The 23,889-nt window shown below is 72.2% G+C and carries 21 protein-coding genes; 12 read left to right on the top strand and 9 right to left on the bottom strand.

Annotation, left to right across the window (positions count from 1 at the left end; translation table 11 throughout):
* Positions 1 to 66 precede the first annotated feature (66 nt).
* Positions 67 to 672 (top strand): MarC family protein, encoded by a 606-nt coding sequence (locus GXP76_RS08480; RefSeq protein ID WP_242570818.1) that lies wholly within the window; start codon positions 67 to 69, stop codon positions 670 to 672.
* A 114-nt stretch (positions 673 to 786) separates the two neighbouring features.
* Here the strand turns inward: GXP76_RS08480 and GXP76_RS08475 are convergent, their stop codons facing one another.
* Complete coding sequence (locus GXP76_RS08475) at positions 787 to 939, bottom strand: hypothetical protein (protein WP_187280063.1); 153 nt, start codon at positions 937 to 939, stop codon at positions 787 to 789.
* Positions 940 to 1,115: 176 nt separating this feature from the next.
* On the opposite strand from GXP76_RS08475, the gene GXP76_RS08470 reads away from it, so the two are divergent.
* The gene (locus tag GXP76_RS08470; protein ID WP_147873987.1) at positions 1,116 to 2,027 is read left to right on the top strand and encodes an NYN domain-containing protein; all 912 of its coding nucleotides are present in this window, start codon (positions 1,116 to 1,118) and stop codon (positions 2,025 to 2,027) included.
* Positions 2,028 to 2,056: 29 nt separating this feature from the next.
* Here the strand turns inward: GXP76_RS08470 and GXP76_RS08465 are convergent, their stop codons facing one another.
* Both GXP76_RS08465 and GXP76_RS08460 read right to left on the bottom strand, forming a co-directional pair.
* A complete protein-coding gene (locus GXP76_RS08465) occupies positions 2,057 to 2,917 on the bottom strand; it encodes an alpha/beta fold hydrolase (protein WP_242570817.1) in 861 nt (286 codons plus the stop codon).
* Positions 2,918 to 3,050: 133 nt separating this feature from the next.
* A complete protein-coding gene (locus GXP76_RS08460) occupies positions 3,051 to 4,871 on the bottom strand; it encodes a DEAD/DEAH box helicase (protein ID WP_242570816.1) in 1,821 nt (606 codons plus the stop codon).
* Positions 4,872 to 5,376: 505 nt separating this feature from the next.
* Here GXP76_RS08460 and GXP76_RS08455 point away from each other — a divergent pair.
* The gene (locus GXP76_RS08455; protein ID WP_277993131.1) at positions 5,377 to 6,135 is read left to right on the top strand and encodes a ferritin-like fold-containing protein; all 759 of its coding nucleotides are present in this window, start codon (positions 5,377 to 5,379) and stop codon (positions 6,133 to 6,135) included.
* Positions 6,136 to 6,175: 40 nt separating this feature from the next.
* On the opposite strand, the gene GXP76_RS08450 is transcribed toward GXP76_RS08455, so the two are convergent.
* The 4 genes from GXP76_RS08450 to GXP76_RS08435 form a co-directional block, all read right to left on the bottom strand.
* A complete protein-coding gene (locus GXP76_RS08450) occupies positions 6,176 to 6,445 on the bottom strand; it encodes a hypothetical protein (protein WP_147873984.1) in 270 nt (89 codons plus the stop codon).
* Positions 6,446 to 6,621: 176 nt separating this feature from the next.
* A complete protein-coding gene (locus tag GXP76_RS08445) occupies positions 6,622 to 6,849 on the bottom strand; it encodes a DUF3107 domain-containing protein (RefSeq protein WP_078075210.1) in 228 nt (75 codons plus the stop codon).
* 125 nt (positions 6,850 to 6,974) lie between these two features.
* The gene (locus tag GXP76_RS08440) at positions 6,975 to 7,625 is read right to left on the bottom strand and encodes a TetR/AcrR family transcriptional regulator (protein WP_147873983.1); all 651 of its coding nucleotides are present in this window, start codon (positions 7,623 to 7,625) and stop codon (positions 6,975 to 6,977) included.
* A gap of 199 nt (positions 7,626 to 7,824) precedes the next feature.
* A complete protein-coding gene (locus tag GXP76_RS08435; protein WP_242570814.1) occupies positions 7,825 to 8,079 on the bottom strand; it encodes a hypothetical protein in 255 nt (84 codons plus the stop codon).
* A 166-nt stretch (positions 8,080 to 8,245) separates the two neighbouring features.
* Here GXP76_RS08435 and GXP76_RS08430 point away from each other — a divergent pair, with 166 nt between their 5' ends.
* From GXP76_RS08430 to moeZ, 7 genes are all read left to right on the top strand, one after another.
* Positions 8,246 to 9,322 (top strand): alpha/beta fold hydrolase, encoded by a 1,077-nt coding sequence (locus GXP76_RS08430; RefSeq protein WP_242570813.1) that lies wholly within the window; start codon positions 8,246 to 8,248, stop codon positions 9,320 to 9,322.
* 8 nt (positions 9,323 to 9,330) lie between these two features.
* Positions 9,331 to 10,719, top strand: coding sequence for a DUF3152 domain-containing protein (locus GXP76_RS08425; protein ID WP_242570812.1), 1,389 nt, complete (start codon positions 9,331 to 9,333; stop codon positions 10,717 to 10,719).
* Positions 10,720 to 10,928: 209 nt separating this feature from the next.
* On the top strand, positions 10,929 to 12,764 hold the full coding sequence (locus GXP76_RS08420; protein WP_242570811.1) for a DUF3492 domain-containing protein: 1,836 nt from the start codon (positions 10,929 to 10,931) through the stop codon (positions 12,762 to 12,764).
* A complete protein-coding gene (locus GXP76_RS08415) occupies positions 12,757 to 13,884 on the top strand; it encodes a hypothetical protein (protein ID WP_242570810.1) in 1,128 nt (375 codons plus the stop codon). The genes GXP76_RS08420 and GXP76_RS08415 overlap by 8 nt, the downstream gene beginning before the upstream one ends.
* Before the next feature lie 178 nt (positions 13,885 to 14,062).
* Complete coding sequence (locus GXP76_RS08410; protein ID WP_242570809.1) at positions 14,063 to 15,037, top strand: NAD-dependent epimerase/dehydratase family protein; 975 nt, start codon at positions 14,063 to 14,065, stop codon at positions 15,035 to 15,037.
* Positions 15,025 to 15,786: a spherulation-specific family 4 protein gene (locus GXP76_RS08405; protein WP_242570808.1), complete on the top strand. Its 762-nt coding sequence runs from the start codon at positions 15,025 to 15,027 to the stop codon at positions 15,784 to 15,786. Before GXP76_RS08410 ends, GXP76_RS08405 begins: the two co-directional genes overlap by 13 nt.
* A 71-nt stretch (positions 15,787 to 15,857) precedes the next feature.
* Positions 15,858 to 17,036, top strand: coding sequence for an adenylyltransferase/sulfurtransferase MoeZ (gene moeZ / locus GXP76_RS08400; RefSeq protein ID WP_242570807.1), 1,179 nt, complete (start codon positions 15,858 to 15,860; stop codon positions 17,034 to 17,036).
* Between the two features lie 83 nt (positions 17,037 to 17,119).
* On the opposite strand, the gene GXP76_RS08395 is transcribed toward moeZ, so the two are convergent.
* Together GXP76_RS08395 and GXP76_RS08390 are read right to left on the bottom strand one after the other, a co-directional pair.
* Positions 17,120 to 18,778 carry an alpha/beta hydrolase gene (locus GXP76_RS08395; RefSeq protein ID WP_374360216.1) on the bottom strand — a complete coding sequence of 553 codons (1,659 nt, stop codon included), beginning with the start codon at positions 18,776 to 18,778 and terminating at the stop codon, positions 17,120 to 17,122.
* A gap of 79 nt (positions 18,779 to 18,857) precedes the next feature.
* Entirely contained in the window at positions 18,858 to 21,692 is a 2,835-nt protein-coding gene (locus GXP76_RS08390; protein ID WP_242570806.1) for a lysylphosphatidylglycerol synthase transmembrane domain-containing protein, read from the bottom strand.
* Positions 21,693 to 21,889: 197 nt separating this feature from the next.
* Between GXP76_RS08390 and GXP76_RS08385 the strand changes: the two genes are divergently transcribed.
* Together GXP76_RS08385 and GXP76_RS08380 are read left to right on the top strand one after the other, a co-directional pair.
* Positions 21,890 to 22,282, top strand: a complete 393-nt coding sequence (locus tag GXP76_RS08385) for an MGMT family protein (RefSeq protein WP_374360212.1) — start codon at positions 21,890 to 21,892, stop codon at positions 22,280 to 22,282.
* A 242-nt stretch (positions 22,283 to 22,524) separates the two neighbouring features.
* On the top strand, positions 22,525 to 23,889 hold a 1,365-nt coding region (locus GXP76_RS08380), incomplete at its 3' end, for an ATP-dependent helicase (protein ID WP_242570805.1).

The following is a 23,889-nucleotide window of genomic DNA, read 5'->3' as shown; positions in this document are numbered from 1 at the left end:
TCGCGTCACCTCGGGCCGCCTCCCGGGCCCCGCGCTCCATCCACCCACTCCTCGCAAGGCCACACCGTGTTCGACACCGCCGTTTTCGGCTCTCTCTTCCTGACCCTCTTCGTGATCATGGACCCGCCCGGGATCACGCCGATCTTCCTCGCCCTCACCTCCGGGCGCCCCGCCAAGGTCCAGCGACGCATGGCCTGGCAGGCGGTGGCCGTCGCCTTCGGTGTCATCACCGTCTTCGGTATCCTCGGCCAGCAGATCCTCGACTACCTGCACGTGTCCGTCCCCGCGCTGATGATCGCGGGCGGGCTGCTCCTGCTGCTCATCGCGCTCGACCTGCTCACCGGCAAGACCGACGAGCCCAAGCAGACGAAGGACGTCAACGTCGCCCTCGTACCGCTCGGCATGCCGCTCCTGGCCGGCCCCGGCGCGATCGTCTCCGTGATCCTCGCCGTCCAGCACGCGGAGGGCTCGGCGGCACAGGTGTCGGTGTGGGCGGCGATCGTGGCGATGCACGCCGTGCTCTGGCTGACGATGCGCTACTCGCTGGTGATCATCCGGCTGATCAAGGACGGCGGTGTGGTGCTGGTGACACGGCTCGCCGGAATGATGCTCTCGGCCATCGCCGTGCAGCAGATCATCAACGGCGTCACCCAGGTCGTCCAGGGCGCGTGACACCGGCGCGCGTGACACCAAAGCGCCCCCGTACGGATGCTCCGTACGGGGGCGTCTCGACATGAGCCGATCAGTGGATCCGGGGGATCCGGGGGATCCGGGGGATCCGGGGAATTACGAGGCCGTGGTGACGGCCGGCCGGATATAGAGGCGCTGCCCTGTTGAGGCGGCCTGCTGCACGATCTGATTGACGGAGGCGGCGTCCACAACGGTGCTGTCCACGGCTGTGCCGTCGGCATCGTTCAGTCGCATGATCTCGAAGCGCATATCGCTTCTCCCTTCGTCTGATCCTCCGTAGGAGAACTATGTGTGACGGAAAGCCCGTCGTTGATTACATAAGGCCACAACGCCTTGCCCTCTGCAAACATTCCCTACACTAAGGAAAATTTTCAGTCGGCTAACTACTGGCGGGTACAGCCGCACCCACGGACAATGGGCCGCGTATGAGCGAGGCAGAGATCAACCCCGACATCGCCGAGGTCGGCGCCCGCCTGGAGCGCACCAACGAACTGCTCCAGCGGATGCTGGCCGAGGTCGCGAAGACCCCTTCCACCCACGCCATTTTCGTCGACGCGGGTTACGTCTACGCTGCGGCGGGATTACTGGTGGCGGGAACCGAGGACCGCCGGGCGTTCGATCTCGACGCCGAGGGGCTCATCGAGGCGTTCATCGACAAGGCGCGCACGATCTTCGCGGACAGCAGGCTGCTGCGCGTCTACTGGTACGACGGCGCGCGCCGCCGTATCCACACACCCGAGCAGCAGTCCATCGCCGAACTGCCCGACGTCAAGGTCCGCCTCGGCAATCTCAACGCGAACAACCAGCAGAAGGGCGTCGACTCACTGATCCGCACGGATCTCGAATCGCTCGCCAGACACCGCGCCATCAGCGACGCCGCGCTCGTCGGCGGCGACGAGGACCTGGTGTCCGCCGTCGAGGCCGCGCAGGGGTACGGCGCGCGCGTCCACCTGTGGGGCATCGAGGCGGGCGACGGGCGCAACCAGGCCGAGCCGCTGCTGTGGGAGGTCGACAGCCAGCGCACCTTCGACCTCGACTTCTGGCAGCCGTACGTGACACGGCGGCCGGTCACGACGTACGAGAACGAGGGCGATCCGCCGCCCTCGCGCGAACAGGTGCGCTTCATCGGCGCGCAGATCGCGGCGACCTGGCTGGTGGGGCGGGGACGGGTGGCGATGGCCGAGCTGCTGCCCGGCCATCCGTATCTGCCCGGACCGGTGGACCAGGACCTGCTGATCGAGGCGGAGAAGCTGTTGCAACGGTCGCTGCGCGGGCACGCCGTGCTGCGACGGGCACTGCGCGACGGGTTCTGGCAGCACCTGCAGGCACAGTTCTGAGCGCGTGACGCCACCCGCCCGGCCGCTCGTCACCTCCGGGGGCGGCCTGCCTCGTCCCAGAACGCGCTGAGCGCGGCCGCCGTACGCGGTGGCTGATCGGTGTTCGGCGAGTGTTCGGCGCCCTCGATCACGGTCCTGCGCGCGCCCAGCCGTCGCGCCATGTCGTCGAGCAGCGGCACCGGCCAGGTGTCGTCCCGCACGCCGGACATCACATGCACGGGCAGGTCCCTTACGGCCGCCAGCTCGGCCACCCGGTCCGGCTCCACCGTCAACTGCCGCCCCGTGGCGATCAGTTGGGACGGGTTGTGGCCGAGCCAGCGACGGCGCAGATCCGCCCCGTCGATATCCGTCTCCTCCGGCGGGTCCATCGCCCGGATGCCCGCCCAGACCTGCTCCATGTCCATGTGCGTGAGTTCCAGCGCCTCGCTCAGCAGCCGTACGCGCTCCCGCTGGGAGGGCGCGATGCGGGCGGGGCCCGACGAGATCAGCGTCAGTGTCAGGAACGGCTCCGGGTCCGCCAGGACGGCGGCGCGGGCGATCTGCCCGCCCAGCGAGTGCCCGACGAGATGGACGGGGGCGCCGACGGCCGCCGCCTGCGCCAGCACGTCAGCCGCCAACTCCTTCTGGGCGTAAGCGTCCTGGGAGTCGGGGCCCTTGGATTCGTACTGTCCGCGGCCGTCCACGGCGACGACGCGGTAGCCGGCCGCGGTGAGCGGTTCCAGCATCGCGATGAAGTCCTCCTTGCTGCCGGTGTATCCGGGCAGCAGCAGCGCGGTGCCCCGCGGCGTCCCCTCGGGGCGCGCGTCGAGCACGGCGAAGGGCCCGCGCCCGGTCGGCAACTGGAGCGCGCGGGCGCAGGGCGGGGGAGTGAACGTGGGCGGCCGGCTCATGCGACGAGAGTAAGACCCCGTACCCGCCGCCGCCTCACCCGGCCGGGAGGACGGCGGCACCCTCCTGCTGAGGCACGCGCGCACCGATGGCCCGGCACCCCCTGCGGGGACCGGGCCATCGGTGCGCGCTCTGTCAGCTCTCGGGCTGGGCGACCGCCGCGCGCGTACGGCGGCGGCGCGGCTTGGCCTCGGCGGCGGGGGCGTCGGCCTCCGCCGCGACGGCGGCCTTCGCCGTATCGGCCTCGACCGGGGCCTTGGCGCGCGTACGGCGCCGGGGCTTGGTCTCGGCCTTCGTCCCGCCGTCGGCGACCACGGACGGAGCCACGGCCTCGACGGTGTCCACGGCCTCGACCGCGGGCTTGGCGGCCCGCGTACGACGACGGCGCGGCTTGGTGGCCACCTCGGCGTCGGCGTCGGCCTTCGCCTCGGCGAGCGGCTCGACGAACACGTCGGCCACGGGCTGTGCCACGGTCGCGGCGACGGCCTCGGCCGCCTCGGCGGGCACGCTCACGCGGGTGCGCCGACGACGGCGCGGGATGCGCGGCTCCGTACCGTCGGCGCCCTCGGCGGTGTCGACCGCTCCGGTCGCCGCCGGAGCGGTCGCCGTCACCGTCTGAGCCGTCTGAGCCTCGCCGGCCTCCAGCGGAGTCCCGCCGCGCGTACGGCGGCGCTGCCGCGGCGTACGCGTGCGTGCCGGGCGCTCCTCCGTCGCGGAGGCGGACGTCCGCGACGACGGACCGGCGGACTTACGGCCGCGTCCGCCCGTCTCGCCCAGGTCCTCGACCCGCTCCGCCGACAGACCGGCACGCGTCCGGTCCGTACGCGGCAGGATGCCCTTCGTCCCCGCGGGGATGTTGAGCTCCTCGAAGAGGTGCGGCGATGTCGAGTACGTCTCCGGCGGGTCCGGGAAGCCCAGGTCCAGCGCCTTGTTGATCAGCTGCCAGCGCGGGATGTCGTCCCAGTCGACCAGCGTCACGGCGATACCGGACGCGCCCGCGCGGCCGGTGCGGCCGATGCGGTGGAGGTAGGTCTTCTCCTCCTCGGGCGACTGGTAGTTGATGACGTGCGTCACGCCCTCGACGTCGATACCGCGGGCGGCGACGTCGGTGCAGACGAGAACGTCCACCTTGCCGTTGCGGAACGCGCGCAGCGCCTGCTCACGCGCCCCCTGGCCCAGGTCGCCGTGGACGGCGCCCGAGGCGAAGCCGCGCTGCGCGAGCTGGTCGGCGATGTCGGCGGCCGTACGCTTCGTCCGGCAGAAGATCATCGCGAGCCCGCGGCCCTCGGCCTGGAGGATGCGCGCGACCATCTCCGGCTTGTCCATGGAGTGGGCGCGGTAGACCCGCTGGGTGGTGTTGGCGACCGTCGCGCCGGCGTCGTCCGGGGACGTGGCGCTGATGTGCGTCGGCTGCGACATGTAGCGGCGGGCGAGACCGATGACCGCGCCCGGCATGGTGGCCGAGAACAGCATCGTCTGGCGCTTCGCCGGCAGCAGCTGGATGATCCGCTCGACGTCGGGCAGGAAGCCCAGGTCGAGCATCTCGTCGGCCTCGTCGAGAACGAGTCCGCGCACGTGCGACAGGTCGAGCTTGCGCTGGCCCGCCAGGTCCAGGAGCCGGCCGGGGGTGCCGACGACCACGTCGACGCCCTTCTTCAGGGCCTCGACCTGCGGCTCGTAGGCACGGCCGCCGTAGATCGCCAGCACGCGCACGTTGCGCACCTTGCCGGCGGTCTGGAGGTCGTTGGTGACCTGCTGGCACAGCTCGCGCGTGGGGACGACCACGAGGGCCTGCGGGGCGTTGGTCAGCAGTTCGGGGACGGCCCGGCCCGCCTCGACGTCGGCGGGAACGGTGACGCGCTCCAGGAGCGGCAGGCCGAAGCCGAGCGTCTTGCCGGTGCCGGTCTTGGCCTGGCCGATCACGTCCTTGCCGGACAGCGCGACCGGGAGGGTCATCTCTTGGATGGGGAACGGAGACACGATGCCGACGGCTTCAAGCGCTTCGGCTGTCTCGGGGAGGATTCCGAGGTCTCGGAAAGTCGTAGTCAGGGTGCTGCCTCTTCTGTGAGACGCGACCAGAGGCGAACGCGGGGGTCGTACCGCACCTGGGTACTCGGCCGGCCGTGGATTGGCCGGATGGCGCGGGACCACTGCCGCCGCTCGAGCGCTCGTGCCGCTGAGGGGGCCCCTCATCTGCGGTCATACGCAGCTGTGCGTACGGTCCGCGCGGAGGGCGGTCGGGGTCGGAGCCGATCGGGCCACCGACCGGGCATCCTCATGGGGCCTGTCCGGGACAGATCTCCCGGTCAAACACTGCGATGGCCCACCGAATACTCGGCAGGCGCATTACCACTGTACCCCGGAATCGCGCATGTGTGTTGGACGAATTCGTCGGAACGGTATGAGAGCAGTCACTGACCAGGCCCTTACGCGGTGCGCGGAGCGGGCTATTGTGCGCTCCATGGAGACGTCTGACAACGCCACTGCCCCCAAGTCCACACCCGGATCCGCGCCCTCGGAACTCACCGGGATCGCCGCCCAGGACTGGGCGGCCGCCTCCGCCGATCCGAAGTACCGGGCCGCGGTCGTGGATCTGCTGGGAGCACTCGCCTACGGCGAACTGGCGGCTTTCGAGCGGCTCGCCGAGGACGCCAAACTCGCGCCGACGCTGGACGACAAGGCGGAACTCGCGAAGATGGCCTCCGCCGAATTCCACCATTTCGAGAGGCTGCGCGACCGGCTCGGTGAAATCGACGCCGATCCCACGGGCGCCATGGACCCCTTCGCCGCCGCGCTGGACGACTTCCACCGCCAGACCGCGCCGTCGGACTGGCTGGAGGGCCTGGTCAAGGCGTATGTGGGCGACTCGATCGCCAGTGACTTCTACCGCGAGGTGGCCGCACGGCTGGACTCCGACACCCGCGATCTGGTGCTCGCCGTGCTCGACGACACGGGGCACGGCAATTTCGCGGTCGAGAAGGTCCGGGCGGCGATCGAGGCCGAGCCGAGGGTCGGCGGACGGCTCGCGCTCTGGGCCCGCCGGCTGATGGGCGAGGCGCTGTCCCAGGCGCAGCGCGTGGTGGCCGACCGGGACGCGCTCTCGACGATGCTGGTGGGCGGGGTCGCCGATGGCTTCGACCTGGCCGAGGTCGGCCGGATGTTCTCGCGGATCACCGAGGCGCACACCAAGCGGATGGCGGCGCTGGGGCTGGCGGCCTGAGGCTTCCCGCCCGGGGGCGGTCCGCCCGCGGGCCGGGGCGTCAGGAAGGCATCGGCCGGCGCAGGCCGTGGCCCGCGGGGCGGAGCAGCAGCGAGAGCAGGACCGCCCCGACGGCCACCGCGCCGATCAGCGTCGCGACGGCGTGACCGGGACCGAGGGCCGCGTGCGTGAGCACCGCGCCGAAGAGGGAGCCGAGGGATCCCGCGGCGAGCACGAGGCGGCGGGAGGGCAGCCGGTGGGGCAGTCGCTGGAGCGCGGCCCACGAGGCACCGAGTCCGAGCAGGATCGCGCCGAGAGCTTCCAAGATCACTGCTGTTCACCTCACGAGGCGCGCCGGCAATTCGGTCGTAGCCCGGTCTACCCGGAGTGTGCGCGGAACAACCCTCCGCGATCCGAAGAGACGACGAAGGAGTGGCCCGGCGGGATCCCCGCCGGGCCACTCCTGTGTCACCGTGATGCTGTCGCGCCCGCCTCGGACCGGTCGCCCTAGAGAGTGCCGAAGCCCACTCGCCGTGTCGTCGGCTCGCCGATCTCCACGTACGCGATCCGTTCGGCCGGTACGAGCACCTTCCGCCCCTTCTCGTCCGTGAGGCTGAGCAGCTTCGCCTTGCCGGCGAGTGCGTCGCCGACGGCGCTCTCGACCTCCTCGGCGGACTGCCCGCTCTCCAGAACGATCTCGCGGGGCGTGTGCTGCACGCCGATCTTGACCTCCACCGCTATGTCCCTCCGAACGGTTCGGTGCGTTGCGCGGTCAACCGCGCGGTACCCGGCACACATTAGCCCGGCGGGACGATGCTCAGGACGGTGGCGGGGCACGCCCGCAGCGAACACGGACCGGGTCAGGCGCCCGGGTGCTGCTCGCTGCCGTGCAGCGGGAATCCGGCGATGCCGCGCCAGGCGAGCGAGGTGAGAAGTTCCACGGCCTTGTCGCGGGGGATGACCGACTCGCTGGAGAGCCAGTAGCGGGCCACCACCTGGGAGACGCCGCCGAGGCCGACGGCCAGCATCATGGACTCCTCCTTGGAGAGGCCCGTGTCCGAGGCGATCACGTCGGAGATCGCCTCCGCGCACTGGAGCGCGACGCGGTCGACGCGCTCGCGCACCGCCGGCTCGTTCGTCAGGTCGGACTCGAAGACCAGGCGGAACGCGCCGCCCTCGTCCTCGACGTAGGCGAAGTACGCGTCCATCGTGGCCGCGACCCGGAGCTTGTTGTCCGTCGTCGACGCCAGGGCTGTACGCACCGCGTGCAGCAGCGCCTCGCAGTGCTGGTCGAGCAGCGCCAGGTAGAGGTCCAGCTTCCCGGGGAAGTGCTGGTAGAGGACGGGCTTGCTGACTCCGGCCCGTTCCGCGATGTCGTCCATCGCCGCGGCGTGGTACCCCTGTGCGACGAAGACTTCCTGAGCCGCGCCCAGAAGCTGATTGCGCCGAGCGCGGCGTGGCAGGCGCGTCCCTCGCGGGCGCGCCGCCTCGGTCTGCTCTATGGCTGTCACGCCGCCTCCCAGAATCGTTCCGTGCGCGCTGTGCGCCGCCTTGCCATCGTACTTTTGGGTATCCCGGCTGTGCGTGGTCAGGTCGCAGAATTTCACGGACCGGACGGTCGGGAAGCCGGATATCCGTCCGGACCCGTATACCGCGGCGGAGAAAAGTATCCAATGCTGACAAAAGGCGGACCCGGTCCTGAGCACACGCTCAGCGGTAGTCGTCCTCGTCGAGGGAGACGATACGCGCCTGCTCGGCGGCGTCCGCCTCGTCCGCTTCGGTCGTATTGAGGGGGGCCTGCGGATCGTCGCCCTCCGGCCGCACGTCCCGGTGCTGCTCGGCGGCGTCGGCCTCCGGGGTCTCCTCGTCGATCTCTTCGAGTTCGCCGGAATCCGTCCCGGCGGTCCGTTCCTCGCCGTCGGTGTCGTTCGGGAATGTGTCCGGGCCGTTCGGGTCCGCCGCCATGGGGCGCCCTTTCCTTCTCCGGTCGTCTTCCGTCCGTAGTCATTCGCGAAATGGGGCGAATGACTACGCCTACTTACGAGGGTAGGAGGTCCGGACCCCGGACGCTATATGTCCTGTGACGGCGAACACGCGAACCGGCGCGTGATCGTCTCGTAACATTGCCCGCATGTCTTCGACCGAGCTGCCGGAAACCCTCGCCGCCGCCGTACCGCGCGTGAGTACCGTCCGGGTCGCCGAAGGTGAGCGGCTGCGTACGGTGGCCCTGCCCGGGCTGACCCTGAACGTGCGCTCACGGCCCCCGACGCGCGCCGGACTGCCGCGCGCCCTGTACGTGCACGGCCTCGGCGGCTCCTCGCAGAACTGGTCCGACCTGATGCCGCTGCTGGCCGACGTGGTCGACGGCGAGGCGGTCGACCTGCCCGGCTTCGGGGACTCCCCGCCGCCCGAGGACCGCAACTACTCCGTCACGGCCCACGCGCGGGCCGTGATCCGGCTCCTCGACGCGAGTGGCCACGGTCCGGTGCACCTCCTCGGCAACTCCCTCGGCGGCGCCGTCACCACCCGGATCGCCGCCGCCCGCCCCGACCTGGTGCGCACCCTCACCCTCGTCTCGCCCGCGCTCCCCGAGATCCGTGTGCAGCGCAACGCCCTGCCGACCGCCCTGCTCGCGGTGCCGGGGGTCGCCGCGCTGTTCGGGCGGATGACGCGCGAGTGGACCGCCGAGCAGCGCACGCGCGGGGTGATGGCCCTCTGTTACGGAGACCCCGGCCGGGTCTCGGAGGAAGGGCTGCGGCACGCGGTCGAGGAGATGGAGCGGCGGCAGCGCCTTCCGCACTTCTGGGAGGCGATGACCCGCTCCGCGCGGGGCATCGTCGACGCGTACACCCTCGGTGGACAGCAGGGGCTGTGGCGGCAGGCCGAACGGGTCCTCGCGCCGACGCTCCTCGTCTACGGAGGGCGGGATCAGCTCGTTTCCTACCGAATGGCACGAAAGGCGTCGGCGGCTTTCCGGGATTCGCGGCTCCTGACGCTTCCGGACGCCGGGCATGTTGCCATGATGGAGTACCCCGGGGCGGTCGCCGAGGCCGCGCGCGACCTCATCGTGGAGTCGGACGGCGCGGCGTGCGGTGCGCGGGGTGAGACGAACGACCGTGCCGGCCGTAGTTACGGTAGAGACGACGCGGTCGTACGCGACGACGGCGGCAGTGGCAGCGAGAACGACAACGACAGTGGCGGGAGCTGATCCTGGGCGTGGGACGACACAGCCGTAAAGGCCCCGCACCCCAGGGATCCGGCGGCAAGAAGCGGGCTCCCGCCGGCCCCGCGGCCGGCCATCGGGACGCTCCCGCCGCGCCGTCTCCCGGCGGGCGGGACCACGCCGCACCGCCGGCCTACGGCACCCCCGCGCACGGCGTGCCGCAGGTACGCGGCGGGCATCCCGAGCACCGCGAACCGGGCGGCGGCTGGGGTCAGCAGCGCTACGAGGACTGGCAGGGCGGCGGCGCGCCGGGCCCCAGGCATCCGCAACAGCCGCAGGGCAGGCAGACGCCCTCGGCACCGGCCGGGCAGCGCCAAGTGCCGGGACCGCGCCGTGAGTTCATCGACGCCTTCGACGTGCCGCCCCCTCCGTCCGGATCCGGCGCCGGCAGTGGTACGGACGTCGACGCCGCGCGGTGGCGGCCCGATCCGTACGCGCCCGTCACCGACTGGGACGACGAGAACAGCCGGCCCCGCGCGGGCTCCGCGGACGGTTCGGGCCGCGGCTCGGACCGGGACGACGACAGTGACGCCGCCCCGGACGCCGACGGAGAGCGGCCCGCCAAGGGCGGTCTGGGCCGCACCTTCACCGGGATCGCCGCGGCGGCCGTGACCACCGTGCTCGTCGTCGTGGTGGCCGGTCAGGTCACCGACCGCGGGGAACCGCGCGCCGGCGCGCAGCCCTCCGGCGGGCTCGCCCGCGACGGCGAGGGCGCCGCCTCGCGCTCGGACGGCAGGCCGACGCCGAAGGAGCCCGTGGCCGAGGCCCCGGCGCTGCCGCCCACCTACGGCCAGTTGATGGCCAGGCAGTTCCCGCTGGCCGCCGATCTGAAGGGCTCGGGCGAGTTCGAGGCGGTGCCCGGACTGGCGAAGGCGCCCGGCGAGGGGCGCAAGGTCCGCTACCGGATCGATGTCGAGAAGGGCCTCGGTCTCGACCGCGACCTGTTCGCCGACGCCGTGCAGAAGACCCTGAACGACGACCGGAGTTGGGCCCACGACGGGGCCATGACCTTCGAGCGGATCGCCGGTGGCTCGCCCGACTTCGTGATCACCCTGGCCAGTCCGGGGACCACGGCCGAGTGGTGCGCCAAGTCCGGTCTGGACACCACCGTCGACAACGTGTCCTGCGACTCCGCCGCGACCGACCGCGTCATGATCAACGCGTTCCGCTGGGCGCAGGGGGCCAAGACGTACGGCGCCAAGGCGATGCTCGCCTACCGGCAGATGCTGATCAACCACGAGATCGGGCACCGGCTCGGGCACGACCACGTGAGCTGCCGGACGCCGGGCTCGCTCGCCCCCGTGATGCAGCAGCAGACCAAGACGCTCAACCTCGACGGCGTGAAGTGCAGGCCCAACCCCTGGGTGTTCCCCGGCGGTTGAGGCATCGGCCGCAGCTTGACGCAGCGTGACCCGATGATTCCCTACCGCGACGAAACGCTACCGCGGTGGGAAAGTCACGCGTTTTCACCCCTTCCGGTGGTGCGGCGGACAACCGTCCGCCGTCGCACCGTCATGTCCGCTTACGGTCGTCCCGCTGCGAGTCGTCGAACCAACGGCGGCTTCCCACCAGGGAGATCGGGGGTGTACTCGTGCGGATCGGACTGCTTACGGACGGTGGCTACCCGTACGCGACGGGTGAGTCCAGGCTGTGGTGCGACCGGCTCGTGCGCGGGCTCGCACCGCACGAGTTCGACATCTACGCGCTCAGCCGCAGCGCCCACCAGGAGGCCACCGGCTGGATCCAGCTGCCGCCCTCCGTACAGCGGGTGCGCACGGCGGCGCTCTGGTCCGCGCGGGGCGACGGGAGGGCGTACGGCCGGCGTGAACGGCGGCGCTTCGCCGGGCACTTCGGGGAGCTGATCACCGCCGTCTGCGCCCCGGACGGACAGGCGGCGCGGGGCGCGGACGACGACGCGTCCGCAGCGAGCGCCTTCGCCGAGGGGCTGTACGGGCTCGCCGAACTCGCGCACGAGCACGGGGGGCTGCCCACGGCCCTGCGCTCGGAGACAGCCGTACGCATCCTGGAGACCGCCTGCCACGCCTCCGGCGCACGCCGGAGCGTGGGCGGTGCCACCGTCCCCGACTACCTGGTCTTCGCCGACCAGTTGGAGCGCGCCCTGCGCCCGCTCTCCCTCGACTGGTACGACGACGACGGGCTCGGCGGCGCCGACCTCTGTCACGCGACGACCGGCGGATCCGCCGCCCTGCCGGGGCTTGTGGCCAAACGCTTCTTCGGGGTGCCGCTGCTGGTCACCGAGTACGGCGTCCGACTCCGCGCCCACTACCTGGCCGCCGGACCCGGCGGGGACACGCCCCTGCGCGCGCCGGTACGCGCCCTGCTCGCGGCCTTCCAGGGCCGGCTCGCCGCCGAGGTCTACGGCCAGGCCGCCGTCATCACCCCGGGCAACACCCACGCCCGGCGCTGGCAGGAGCGCTGCGGAGCCGACCGGGCGAAACTGCGCACCGTCTACCCCGGCATGGAGACGGAGCGCTTCGCGGCGCTGGGAGAACGCGACGAGGCCGGCGGGGCCGGCCCCGGTGACGCCGGCGGCGATCCGAACACGCTGGTCTGGGTCGGCCGGATCGAGCCCGCCAAGGACCTCATCTCCCTGCTGCACGCCTTCGCCGACATCTGTAAGGAGGAGCCCGACGCGCGGCTGAGGATCATCGGCGCCGCGGCGCGGGGCGCGGAGGCGACGGCGTACCTCACCCACTGCCGCGCGCTGGCGGCCCGGTTGTTCCCCGACGAGGCGGCCGACGCGGACACTGTGGGCGACAACCGCGTCTCCTTCGAGGAGGTCGGCGGGCCCGGCGCGCCGGAGCTGGTGGACGCGTACGCGGCGGGCGGGGTGATCGTCCTGTCCAGCATCGTCGAGGGCTTCCCGGTCAGCCTGGTCGAAGCGATGTTCTGCGGGCGCGCGACGGTCTCCACCGATGTCGGCGCGGTCGTCGAAGTCATCGGGGGTACCGGGCTCGTAGTGCCCCCGCGCAATCCGCGGGCGCTCGCCGACGCCTGTCTCGCGCTGTTGCGCGACCCGGTGCGGCGAGAACGGCTGGGCGCCGCCGCGCGGGCCCGCGCGCTCGAACTCTTCACCGTCGAGCAGAACCTGGCGGCGTTCCGCGGCATCTATCTGGAGCTGATCTCGCACGCCCCGGTCCGGCGCCCGGCCGAGACCGTGGACGCGCACGGCGAGCCGCTGCCGTTCGCCAACCCGGCGGAGGCGTACGTACCCGGGCACTGGACCGCCGGGCAGGCCAGGACCGTACCGATGCCGCCGCCCGTACCGATGGTGCCTCCCGTGTCGATGCCGCCGCCCCCGCCGCTGACCGGGCCGGTGGACTCCGGTGCGGCGGTGCCGGAGTCGCGTCCCGCGGGGGCGGTCGCCGTGGGCGCCGGACAGGCCCTGGGGGAGAGCGATGTCTGACGCGCCCACCACATCCGCCGGATCGGCCCGGCCCGCGCGGCGACGGGGACCGGCCGACCCCGTCAGGACGCTGATGCACAGCCATCGCGAACTGTGCGAGCGCGCCGTCGACCCCCTGGAGATCGCCGCCGGTCTGGAGGCGCACGGCGTCACCGACCGGGCCGCCACGCGCTTCCGGCACCGGGACGTCTTCTCCCTCGCCGAGGAGCTGTACGCGCGCGTGCCGCGCGCCGCGGACAACGGCACGGACGCCTCCGACGCCGCGCCGTACCCGGCTCGTTCCGCCGACCCGCGCGCCGGATGGGCGCTGCGCACCCTGCTCCCGGGCGCCGTGTGCGCCGTCGCCGTCGCCGCCACGCGCGGAGCCGACGGTGAAGGCGCGCGGTCCGCGATAGCTGTGGCGGGGGCCGTCGCCCTCGCCATCGCGCTCACCGTGGCCCTCCGGCGCGGCCCGCTGCGCGTCGAGGGCCGCACCGCGCGCGTCTCCCGTCTCCGGGTGTGCTGGCTGCTGGCGTACCTGCTGTACGGCGACGGGCTGCTGCGCCTGTCCGGCGGCGCCCCGCACGGGACGTCGCCCCTGACCGACGCGGCGGCGCCGCTGGTGGCCCTGTCGTTCGCCGTGGCCCCCGCCGCCTGGTGCGCCCATCTGCTCTCCCTGCGGGCGCGGCGCGGCCTCGCCGACAGCCGCGCACTGGCCGACTTCGCCTCCCGTACCCGGCCACCGCTGGTGGGCCTGCTCACGCTGTACCTCCTCACCCTGACGGCGCTGGCTGTCCTCGCCGAACTCGTCGTCGGCGGCGACCGGGGCGCGGACACCGGTCATCCCGCCGCGACCGTCGCCCTCGGCGCTCTGCTGTTCCTCGCCCGGCTGCTCACCGTCCACCACGTCCCGAAGGCGGCGGCGACCGGCCTCGGCACCGCCTGCGCCGTCGAGGCGCTGGCCCTCGTCCTCGCGACGGCGGGCCGCGTCCCCGGCCTCGAATCCCTCTCCGCCCCCGTCCGGGCCCTCGTCGACGCGGGGGGAGCCGGTGCCGTACCGGCCGTCGCCTGCGGCGCCGCCGCGCTCGGCCTGCTGATCCACGCCACCGTCGCCCTCTCCCGGGCCTCGGCCCACACCTGACCGGCGGACCACCGGCCTCCGGCGCACGCCCCTCCGGGCCGCACCCCGGACACCACAGACCTCCCGCGGAGCCGACGCCGCGGGCGTACCCGAAGCACACGGCAACACCTCGAAGGAGACGACAGAACATGACCCGTCAACCCTCAGCACCGACACGTCGGAACCAAGGGGCCGCGCGATGAGGGTCCTGCTGCTCGGTGCCAACGGTTTCCTCGGGCGCTTCGTCGCCGACCGGCTGCTCGCCGATCCCGCCGTCCATCTGACGGCACTCGGCCGGGGCGACGACGCCGACGTACGGTTCGACCTCGCCGGCGGCAGTCCCGGAGCCCTCACCCGGTTCCTGGACGCCGTCCACCCCGGAGTCGTCATCAACTGCGCCGGCGCCACCCGGGGCGGCGCCCGCGACCTGATCCGGCACAACACCGTCGCCGTCGCCACCGTCTGCGAGGCGCTGCGCCGCAGCGGCTGCGGTGCCCGTCTGGTCCAGCTCGGCTGCTCCTCCGAGTACGGGCCCTCCCAGCCCGGCTCGTCCACCGCCGAGGACGCGGTGCCCCGGCCCGGCGGCCCGTACGGCGTGAGCAAGCTGGCCGCCAGCGAGCTGGTGCTCGGCGCCGGGCTCGACGCCGTCGTCCTGCGGGTCTTCTCGCCGGTCGGCCCCGGCACGCCCGCGGGCTCCCCGCTCGGCAGGCTCGCCGAGGCCATGCGCCGCGCCATGCAGTCCGGCGACGGCGAGCTGAAGCTCGGCGGCCTCGGCGTACAGCGAGACTTCGTCGACGTACGGGACGTGGCCCGGGCCGTGCACGCCGCGTCGCTCTCGGCGGCGCAGGGCGTCGTCAACATCGGGACGGGGCGCGCGGTCCGGCTCCGGGACGCCGCCGCCGTCCTCGCGAGGGTCGCCGGATACGGCGGCGCCCTGCACGAACTGGACGCGCCCACCGGCTCCCCGCGCCCGGCGCACGCCACCGTCGGCCCGCCGCGCGGGGAGCACCCGGCGGAGCAGCTGGGCGCCGGCCCGTTCCCGTACCCCGACGGCTGCGGCGGCTGGCAGCAGGCCGACGTCCGCACCGCGCGCGACCGGCTCGGCTGGCGGCCCCGTATCAACCTGGAGGAGTCGCTCGCCGACATCTGGATGGAGGCGGCATGTCGCATCTGACGACCGCCGGAGACAGCCTGCCGGCCACCGGGGCCGCCGGGCTCGGCTTCGGCGTCCCCGGTTACGCGCATCCGCTGCTCGCCCGGGTCGAGTGGGCCGAACTGACGCGTCCCGGCACGCCGTTGCACTGGGCCGTGCTCAACGTCGCCGACGGGCCCGGCACCATGCCGGACCCGCACTGCCTGGAAGCCGCCGGCCGGCTCAGGAACGCCGGCGTGCGGGTGCTCGGACATCTCGATCTCGCGTACGGCGCCCGGAGCTTCGGCGAGATCGTCTCCGACGCGCACGACTTCCACGACTGGTACCGCGTCGACGGCTTCTACCTGGACCGCTGTCCGGCGGAGGCCTCGTACCTCCCCGATGTCCGGCGCGCGGCGGCGACGCTCGGCACGGTCGCCCACCGCGGGCATCTGGTCCTCGGCCACGGCACGCATCCGCACCCCGGATACGCCGGGATCGCCGACCAGTTGGTCACCTTCCGCGGGCCGTGGAGCGACTATCGCCGGTCACGGGCGGCCGGGTGGACGGCGGACCATCCGCCCGAGCGCTTCGCGCACCTCGTCCACGGCGTGCCGCGCGGCGATCTGGACGAGGCGATGGGGATCGCGCGCCGGCAGGGCGCGGGCACGATCTTCTTCACCGACCGCGGCGATCACGACGAGCGGACGGGACAGCAGAGCCCGTTCGCGGCCCTGCCCGGCTACTGGGACGAAATCGTCTCGCAGATCGGACCAGGTGTCTCGGAATGAGAAGGCGCGTGGCAGTGTTACTGAAGGAACAAACGTACTGACCAACCGACCAATCCCCTGTTGAGGTCCCTGTGTCGCTGCCACCCCTGGTCGAGCCCGCTGCCGAGCTCACCGTCGACGAGGTCCGCAGGTACTCCCGTCACCTGATCATCCCGGACGTCGGGATGGACGGGCAGAAGCGGCTGAAGAACGCGAAGGTGCTCGTCGTGGGCGCCGGCGGGCTCGGCTCGCCCGCGCTGATGTATCTGGCCGCGGCCGGTGTCGGAACACTCGGCATCGTGGAGTTCGACGAGGTCGACGAGTCGAATCTCCAGCGGCAGATCATCCACAGTCAGGCGGACATCGGCCGCTCGAAGGCCGCTTCCGCGCGTGACTCCGTCCTCGGCATCAACCCGCTGGTGGAGGTCGTCCTCCACGAGGAGCGGCTGGAGTCCGAGAACGTGATGGAGATCTTCTCCCGGTACGACCTGATCGTGGACGGCACGGACAACTTCGCCACCCGCTATCTGGTCAACGACGCGTGTGTGCTGCTGGGCAAGCCGTACGTATGGGGCTCGATCTACCGCTTCGACGGTCAGGCGAGCGTCTTCTGGTCCGAGCACGGTCCCTGCTACCGCTGCCTGTACCCGGAGCCGCCGCCGCCCGGCATGGTCCCGAGCTGCGCCGAGGGCGGCGTGCTCGGCGTCCTGTGCGCGTCGATCGGGTCCATCCAGGTCAACGAGGCGATCAAGCTCCTCGCGGGCATCGGCGAGCCGCTGCTCGGCCGTCTGATGATCTACGACGCGCTGGAGATGCAGTACCGCCAGGTCAAGGTCCGCAAGGACCCCGACTGCGCGGTCTGCGGCGAGAACCCGACCGTCACCGAACTCATCGACTACGAGGCCTTCTGCGGCGTCGTGTCCGAGGAGGCGCAGGTGGCGGCGGCCGGTTCGACGATCACTCCGAAGCAGCTCAAGGAGTGGCTCGACGACGGCGAGAACATCGAACTCATCGATGTGCGGGAGCCGAACGAGTTCGAGATCGTCTCCATCCCGGGCGCCAAGCTGATCCCGAAGAACGAGTTCCTGATGGGGAACGCGCTCCAGGATCTGCCGCAGGACAAGAAGATCGTCTTGAACTGCAAGACGGGTGTCCGCAGTGCGGAAGTGCTCGCGGTGCTGAAGTCGGCGGGATTCGCGGACGCCGTGCACGTGGGCGGCGGGGTCGTCGGCTGGGTCAACCAGATCGAGCCGGAGAAGCCGATCTACTGACCGAGGGTCCTACGCAGGAGGCCGGTCCACGCCACGCGTGGACCGGCCTCCTGCGTATGCGGGCGCCCCGCCACCTCACGGGGTCACTTGCAGACCGTTCCGTCCTTCGGCACCTTGCCGTCCAGCAGATAGCCGTTGACGGCGTTCTGCACGCACGTGCTGCCGCTGTTGTACGCGCCGTGCCCCTGGCCCTCGTACGTCAGCTCGACGCCGACGCCCTTGCCGAGCGCCTTCGCCATCGCCCGGGCGCCCTCGTAGGGCGTCGCCGGGTCACCGGTGTTGCCGATGACCAGGATCGGGGCCGCCCCCGGCGCGCTGACGTCGGGCTTGTCCCGCTCGCCCGGCACCGGCCACTCGGAACAGCCCAGCAGTCCCCAGCCGAGGAAGTCGCCGAAGACCGGCGACACCTCGCGGAACTCGGCGAGCTTGGCCTTCGTCTGCGCGAGCGTGTAACGCTGCTTGGAGTCGACGCAGTTGACGGCCGCGTTGGCCGACTGGATGTTGCTGTAACGGCCCTTCTCGTCGCGGCCGTTCATCGCGTCCGACAGGACGAGCAGAAGCGCGCCGCTGCCGCCGTCGGCCTCGTCCAGCCCCTGTTCGAGCAGCGGCCAGTACTCCTTCGAATAGAGCGCCTGGGCGATGCCGTTGGTGGCCTGTGTCTGGGTGAGCTTGCGGGCACCGAGGGCGTTGATGGGCTTCTTGTCGAGCCGGTCGAGCAGCCCGACGACGAAGTTCTCGATCTCCTGCGGGGTGCTGCCCGGCAGCGTGCACGCGTCGCCACGGCTCACGCAGTCCTTCGCGAAGTTGGTCAGGGCGAGCTGGAAGCCCTTGGCCTGGCCGAGCGAGCCCTGTTCGGAGCTCTCGGTCGGGTCCACGACGGCGTCGAAGACGGTGCGGCCCACGGACTTCGGATACAAGTGCGCGTAGACGCCGCCCAGTTCGGTGCCGTACGAGATACCGAAGTAGTTCAGCTTGTCGTCGCCGAGGACCTGGCGCATCAGCTCCATGTCGCGTGCGGCGTTGACCGTGCCGACGTACGGGAGTTCCCGGCCGGACTTCCGCTCGCAGCCCTCGGCGTACCACTTGAGGCCGTCGACGTACGACTTCTCCTCGGCACTGTCGTCCGGGGTCATGTCCTTGGCGTAGTACGCGTCGAGCTGCTTGTCGTCCTTGCACTCCACGGGCTCGCTGCGGCCGACCCCGCGCGGGTCGAAACTGACCAGGTCGTAGCGGGTGCGCAGCTTCTCGTAGTCCTTGCCGAAGGAGGGCAGCCCGGTCACCCCCGAGCCGCCGGGCCCGCCGAAGTTGAAGACGAGGGAGCCGATGCGCTTGTCCGGGTCGCTCGTCCTCGCCCGGATCAGGGCCAGCGGGATCGTGTCGCCCTTGGGCTTCGCGTAGTCGAGCGGGGCGGTCATGGTGGCGCACTCCCACTTGGTGCCGCCGGGCAGCGGAGACGGGGCCGTACCGCCGCCCTCGGCCGCCGACGGGGTGGGGCACGCCTTCCAGTCCAGTTTCTGGGACGTCAGGTCCTCGGGTGCGGCGCTCTTGTCGGCCCTGTTCTGGCCGTCCTGGCCGGTCCGGCTGTTCTGCCCGCCCTGGTCACCACCCTCGGAACCCGGGTCGGACCCCGAGCATCCGGCGGCGGCGAGCAGCGTGGCGACAGCGACGGCGGTGACGGCGGTCAGCGCCGGGCGGCGACGCCCGGCGGGAGTGGTGGGGGCGGAGAAGAAGGGCATCGGCATCTCCCCATGGTGCGTCGTGGCGGGGAGCGGCGCGCGGCCCGGGGGCCAGCCGAGTGGTGGCCGGGCCCGGGGACCGGTCTCAGAGGGCTCCCTTGCGGGTGAGGTGGTTGAAGCAGATCCATCCGGGCAGCACCGGCAGCCACAGCGTCAGCGCCCTGTACAGGAGCACCGCCGGGACCGCCACCTCGGAGGGCACCCCGCCGGTCACCACCAGACCGACCGTCAGCGCCGTCTCGACGGCTCCCACACCGCCCGGTGTCGGAGCGGCCGACCCCAGCGCGTTGCCCGCCAGGAAGATGACGGCGACGCTCGCGTAGCTCAGCCCGTGGTCGCCGTTGTCGAAGGCCCTCACCGACGCGTCCAGGCACATCACGAACATGCCGGTCAGCAGCAGCATGCCGCCGATGCCGGTGGCGAGCTTCATGGGCCGCTGGAGCACGTCCAGCATGCGCGGCACGACCCCCGCGAACAGCGAACGCAGCCGCGTCACCAGGAACTTGCGCAGGAACGGGATCGCGGTGACGACCAGCACCAGCACGGCGACCGTCAGCAGGCCGGCGATCACCGTCCTCGACGGGGTGAGGGAGGCCGTCTTCTCCGTACCGGTGAGATAGCCGAAGAGCAGCAGCAACAGGATGTGCGCGCCGAGTCCGAACAGCTGCGAGGCGCCGACGCTGGCCACGGCGAGCCCCGGGCGCACGCCCGCGCGCTGGAGAAAACGGGTGTTGAGCGCCACACCGCCGATCGCCGCCGGGGCGACGATCTTCACGAAGGACCCGGCGACCTGCGCGACGACCGTACGCAGGAAGCCCACGCGCTCCGGCACGAAGCCGAGCAGGCTCATCGCGGCGGCGAAGTAGCTGAGCGAGGAGAACAGGACGGCCGCGGCCACCCAGCCCCAGTGCGCCTCCGAGACGACGGTGCGGAAGTCGATCCCGGCGAGGCTCGACAGCAGGAAGTAGGCGGCGACGGCGCCCGCGATGAAGCTGAAGAGCGTGCGCGGTCTGATCCGCTCCAGCCTGACCGGCTCGACCGGTGCCTGCGGCCTGATGAGCAGCACCTGAGCGCGGATCTGGGAGAGTAGGTCCTCCTCGCGCGCGCCCTCCTGCGCGTCGTCCAGCGCCCTCTTCTCCGCCTGCTTCTCGGCGCGCAGCGACTTGCGGGCCGCCTTGCGCTCGGCGTCCGTGGCCGGTGCCTTCGCCTCCGACGTACGGGAGTGCTTGGCCGCCAGGGACGCCTGGAGCACCGCCTCGCGCTCGCGCTGGGACCGCTCACGGGCGAGCCGGCGCAGCGTCGCGCGCGTGGAGCGGCTGAGCGCGATCGGCTGGAGCAGCGGCAGACAGTCGGCGACGGTGTCGGGGCCGAGGACGTCCACGGCGGTGGCCACCGCGCGTTCGGCGCCGATCCGCAGTCCGACGGTGGTGAGGAGCTGTGCGATGTCCATCCGCAGCACCACGTCGCCCGCGGCGATCTCGCCGCCGCGCAGATCGGTGACGATCACCTGGCCGTCCCGGTCGACCAGCAGCGCGTCGCCGGTGAGCCTGCGGTGGGCGATACGGCGCGACTGGAGCGCCCTGACCTGTTCCCAGGCGCCGCGCACCAGCTCGTCGGTGATCTCGTCGTCCGGCAGCGAGTCCAGGGAGTGCCCGCCCATGTGCTCGTAGACCAGGATGACGGCGTCGGGGCCCAGCTCCGAAGTGGCGATCAGCTTGGGCGCGTTGGCGCCGGCGGCGATGGCGGCGTACGCGAGGAGCGCCTCCTGCTCCAGGGCCTGGCGCAGGGAGGGGATCGAGCGGCGGGTGCTGATCGAGCGCAGGGTGAGACGGCGCCAGACCCGGTAGAAGAAGCCCTGTGCCTGCTGTTCCCGGTCGACGACCGTGACGTCCAGCGGTGGGCCGTCGTCGAGCGTCACCAGATAGCGGCGGCCCCGTTCGCCCTGCTCGGTGGAGTCGGCGGTGTCGTCGGGCTCCGCGCGCATCGCGCTGACGGGGCGGAAACCCACATGGCGAAGACCCGCCATCAGGGTCTGGCCGGTGGGCCGTACGTTCGGCGAACCGACCGCGTAGAGCGTGCCGTACGCGACGGTCCAGCCGATCAGTACGGTGAGGATGATCGAGAACGGGGTGGTGTAGCCGGCGACCAGCATCGCGAAGGCGTCGAGCAGCAGCACCACCCACAGGACCACGCGCCAGCGGGGTCTGCGGGCCATCCCGACGGCCGTCATGTAGGCGATGACGGGCGCGAGATAGCCGTGTACGGGGTCGGTGAGCCCTTCGCCGGGCTGCGCGCGCGTCAGCGCGTCCTGGATGGAACCGGGCGCCGCGCGGGCCACCCAGAGATCGGTCGCGAGCGTCACGCCGTGCGCGAGGACGGCGGCGAGGACGCCGTCGGCGATGCGCAGGCCGTCGCGTTTGATGAGCCGCTCGATCGCGAAGGCGACCGGGACGAGCAGCACGGCGATGCTGGAGATCAGACCGGCGACCTTGACGAGCAGGTCGGGGGCCTGGCCGGTGCCCTTGCTGATGTCCTGTTCGAGGCCGGACGTCGTGCCGTGGGCGAAGGCGGAGAGGCCGAGGACGATCGCGATGGCGAGGATGCCGATGAGCAGGCGCAGGAGGTCGGACGGGCGGTGCACGCGGGCGGCGAGCAGCGGCTCGTCACCGGAGAGCGGGTCGGCGTGGCTGCCCGGAGGGACGCCCCGGCGGCTCCCGCCGTCGGTGCCGGTCTCGTCGGTGTCGTCGGTGTCCGCTCGGCCGGCGTGGGCTCGGGGGGTTTCGCGGGCGGTGCCGGTGTCGCTGCCGCCCTCGCTGCCGGTGTCGGCGCCCGCGTCGGCGCCCGTCTTCGCGCCGTCGCCGGGGGCCGGATCGGGGCGTGGCTCGGCCTCAGGGGTGCCGGCCACCGTCGGAGGCTGCACGCCCTGCTCCTTTGTCGAGTCCGTGTCTTCTTGATCTCGTATCACCAGTCACCGCCCGGATGATGGTGGCACGCCAGGGTGACAGAGGGGGGTATCAGGGTGCATTGGGGAACACCGCGCCGCGTGCGCGGGACATGCCGCCCGGCCGGGCCGAGCGGTCGGACCGGCTGTCGGTGCCGTGCGGCAGGATGGGACGGATGACGAGCGACGAGCCCGACGAGGTGTCCGGAGAACTGCCCGAGTACGCGGAGCGGGTGCTCGACGTCGCCGACCTGATCCCGCCGGGCCGGGTCATGGCGTACGGCGACGTGGCCGAGTGGCTGGGCGAGGGCGGCCCGCGCCAGGTCGGCCGGGCGATGGCGCTGTACGGCGGGGCCGTGCCCTGGTGGCGTGTGGTCCGCTCGGACGGTGTGCTGCTCGCCGGTCACGAGCTGCGGGCCCTGGCCCACTACCGCGAGGAGGGCACCCCGCTGCGGGAGGCGTCGCGCGTCACCGAAGGCCATCTGCCGCGCCTCGACATGAAACGGGCGCGATGGGACGGCCGGCCGCCGGAAACGGGCGCGGGTACGGGCGACGCTTCTCACACCTGACAGTTTCCGGCATTCCGCCGCGTCACGGGAGGTCCTGCGAGTCGGCCGGGGACCGTACGGCTGACGACGGGGCCCGGCGACCGGGGGGACCGCCGCGACCGCGGTGACCGTGAAGGCCGTCGGACCATCGGACGGACTCCCCGCTTCCGTGGCGCTCCACGGCGTAGCCTCGTCAGCTCGCGGCACAGACACCCCAGAAAGCACCGTCACCACCAGCACCCCCTCCAGGACCGGCGATCCACGTGAGCTCCTCCTCTTTCACCGGGCGTACCCCGCACCGTCGGGTACGGCAGCGGACCTCCGGTGCGTACCGACTGGTACGTACGACGCCGGCTCCGGTGGATCCTCCTGTGCTGGACGCAGCGCAACGTCCGGTGGTTGACCATGACCGCGGACCGCTGCTCGTCCTGGCCGGTCCCGGCACGGGGAAAACGACCACGCTCGTCGAGAGTGTCGCCGCGAGGGTCGCGCGCGGCCTCGATCCCGAACGGATGCTCGTCCTCACCTTCAGCCGCAAGGCGGCGGTCGAACTGCGCGACCGTACGGCGGTCCGGCTGGGCGGCGCGCAGGGGCCGCAGGCGACCACGTTCCACTCATTCTGTTACGCCCTGATCCGCGCCCATCAGGAGGCCGACCTCTTCACGGAGCCGCTGCGGCTGCTGTCGGGACCGGAGCAGGACGTCGCCGTACGGGAACTGCTCGCCGGCCAGCTCGACCTGGAGCGCGAGGGGCTGGCGCACATCCGCTGGCCCGACGAGCTGCGGGCCTGTCTCACCACGCGCGGGTTCGCCGACGAGGTGCGCGCGGTGCTCGCCCGCAGCCGTGAGCTGGGGCTCGGCCCGGATTCCCTGTCCGTCTTCGCGCGGCGTACGGGGCGGCCCGACTGGACGGCGGCGGCGTCCTTCCTGGCCGAGTACCTCGACGTCCTCGACATGCAGGGCGTCCTCGACTACGCCGAACTGGTCCACCGCGCCGTACTCCTCGCGGAACGGCCCGAGGTCGCCGAGCGGCTGGCCGACCGGTACGACGCCGTCTTCGTCGACGAGTACCAGGACACCGACCCGGCGCAGGTCCGGCTGCTCGGGGCGCTCGCCGGGCACGGCCGTACGCTGGTCGCGTTCGGCGACCCGGACCAGTCGATCTACGCCTTCCGGGGCGCCGACGTGAACGGCATCCTCGACTTCCCCGACGCCTTCCCGCGCGCCGACGGCCGTCCCGCCCCGGTGGAGGTCCTGACGACCTCCCGGCGCTCCGGCGCCGATCTCCTCGCCGCGACCCGGCTGCTCACCCGCCGGATGCCGCTCAACCGGCTGCCGGCCGACAAGGTGCGGGCACACCGCGAACTGACGGCGGTGCGTGAGGGCGGCCGGGTGGAGACGTACACCTACCCGACCCCCTCGGCCGAGCTGGAGAACATCGCCGACATCCTGCGGCGCGCGCATCTTGAAGAGGGCGTGCCGTGGAGCGAGATGGCGGTGCTGGTACGAGCCGGAGGCCGGACCATCCCCGCGGTACGGCGGGCCCTGACCTCGGCGGGCGTGCCGCTGGAGATCGACGGCGACGACGTGCCGCTGCGTCACGAACCGGCGGTGTCGCCGCTGCTGGCG

The organism is Streptomyces sp. NP-1717 (genome assembly GCF_022695985.1).
Classification (GTDB): domain Bacteria; phylum Actinomycetota; class Actinomycetes; order Streptomycetales; family Streptomycetaceae; genus Streptomyces.
The sequence above is the reverse complement of the archived record's forward strand: the minus strand, read 5'-3'. Positions and strand labels throughout refer to the sequence as shown.

Coding starts and splice junctions, on each gene's coding strand:
- GXP76_RS08475 (WP_187280063.1), bottom strand. CDS start 939: ATGCGCTTCGAGATCATGCGACTGAACGATGCCGACGGCACAGCCGTG.
- GXP76_RS08470 (WP_147873987.1), top strand. CDS start 1,116: ATGAGCGAGGCAGAGATCAACCCCGACATCGCCGAGGTCGGCGCCCGC.
- GXP76_RS08465 (WP_242570817.1), bottom strand. CDS start 2,917: ATGAGCCGGCCGCCCACGTTCACTCCCCCGCCCTGCGCCCGCGCGCTC.
- GXP76_RS08460 (WP_242570816.1), bottom strand. CDS start 4,871: ATGACCCTCCCGGTCGCGCTGTCCGGCAAGGACGTGATCGGCCAGGCC.
- GXP76_RS08455 (WP_277993131.1), top strand. CDS start 5,377: ATGGAGACGTCTGACAACGCCACTGCCCCCAAGTCCACACCCGGATCC.
- GXP76_RS08435 (WP_242570814.1), bottom strand. CDS start 8,079: ATGGCGGCGGACCCGAACGGCCCGGACACATTCCCGAACGACACCGAC.
- GXP76_RS08430 (WP_242570813.1), top strand. CDS start 8,246: ATGTCTTCGACCGAGCTGCCGGAAACCCTCGCCGCCGCCGTACCGCGC.
- GXP76_RS08415 (WP_242570810.1), top strand. CDS start 12,757: ATGTCTGACGCGCCCACCACATCCGCCGGATCGGCCCGGCCCGCGCGG.
- GXP76_RS08410 (WP_242570809.1), top strand. CDS start 14,063: ATGAGGGTCCTGCTGCTCGGTGCCAACGGTTTCCTCGGGCGCTTCGTC.
- GXP76_RS08405 (WP_242570808.1), top strand. CDS start 15,025: ATGTCGCATCTGACGACCGCCGGAGACAGCCTGCCGGCCACCGGGGCC.
- GXP76_RS08395 (WP_374360216.1), bottom strand. CDS start 18,778: ATGCCGATGCCCTTCTTCTCCGCCCCCACCACTCCCGCCGGGCGTCGC.
- GXP76_RS08385 (WP_374360212.1), top strand. CDS start 21,890: ATGACGAGCGACGAGCCCGACGAGGTGTCCGGAGAACTGCCCGAGTAC.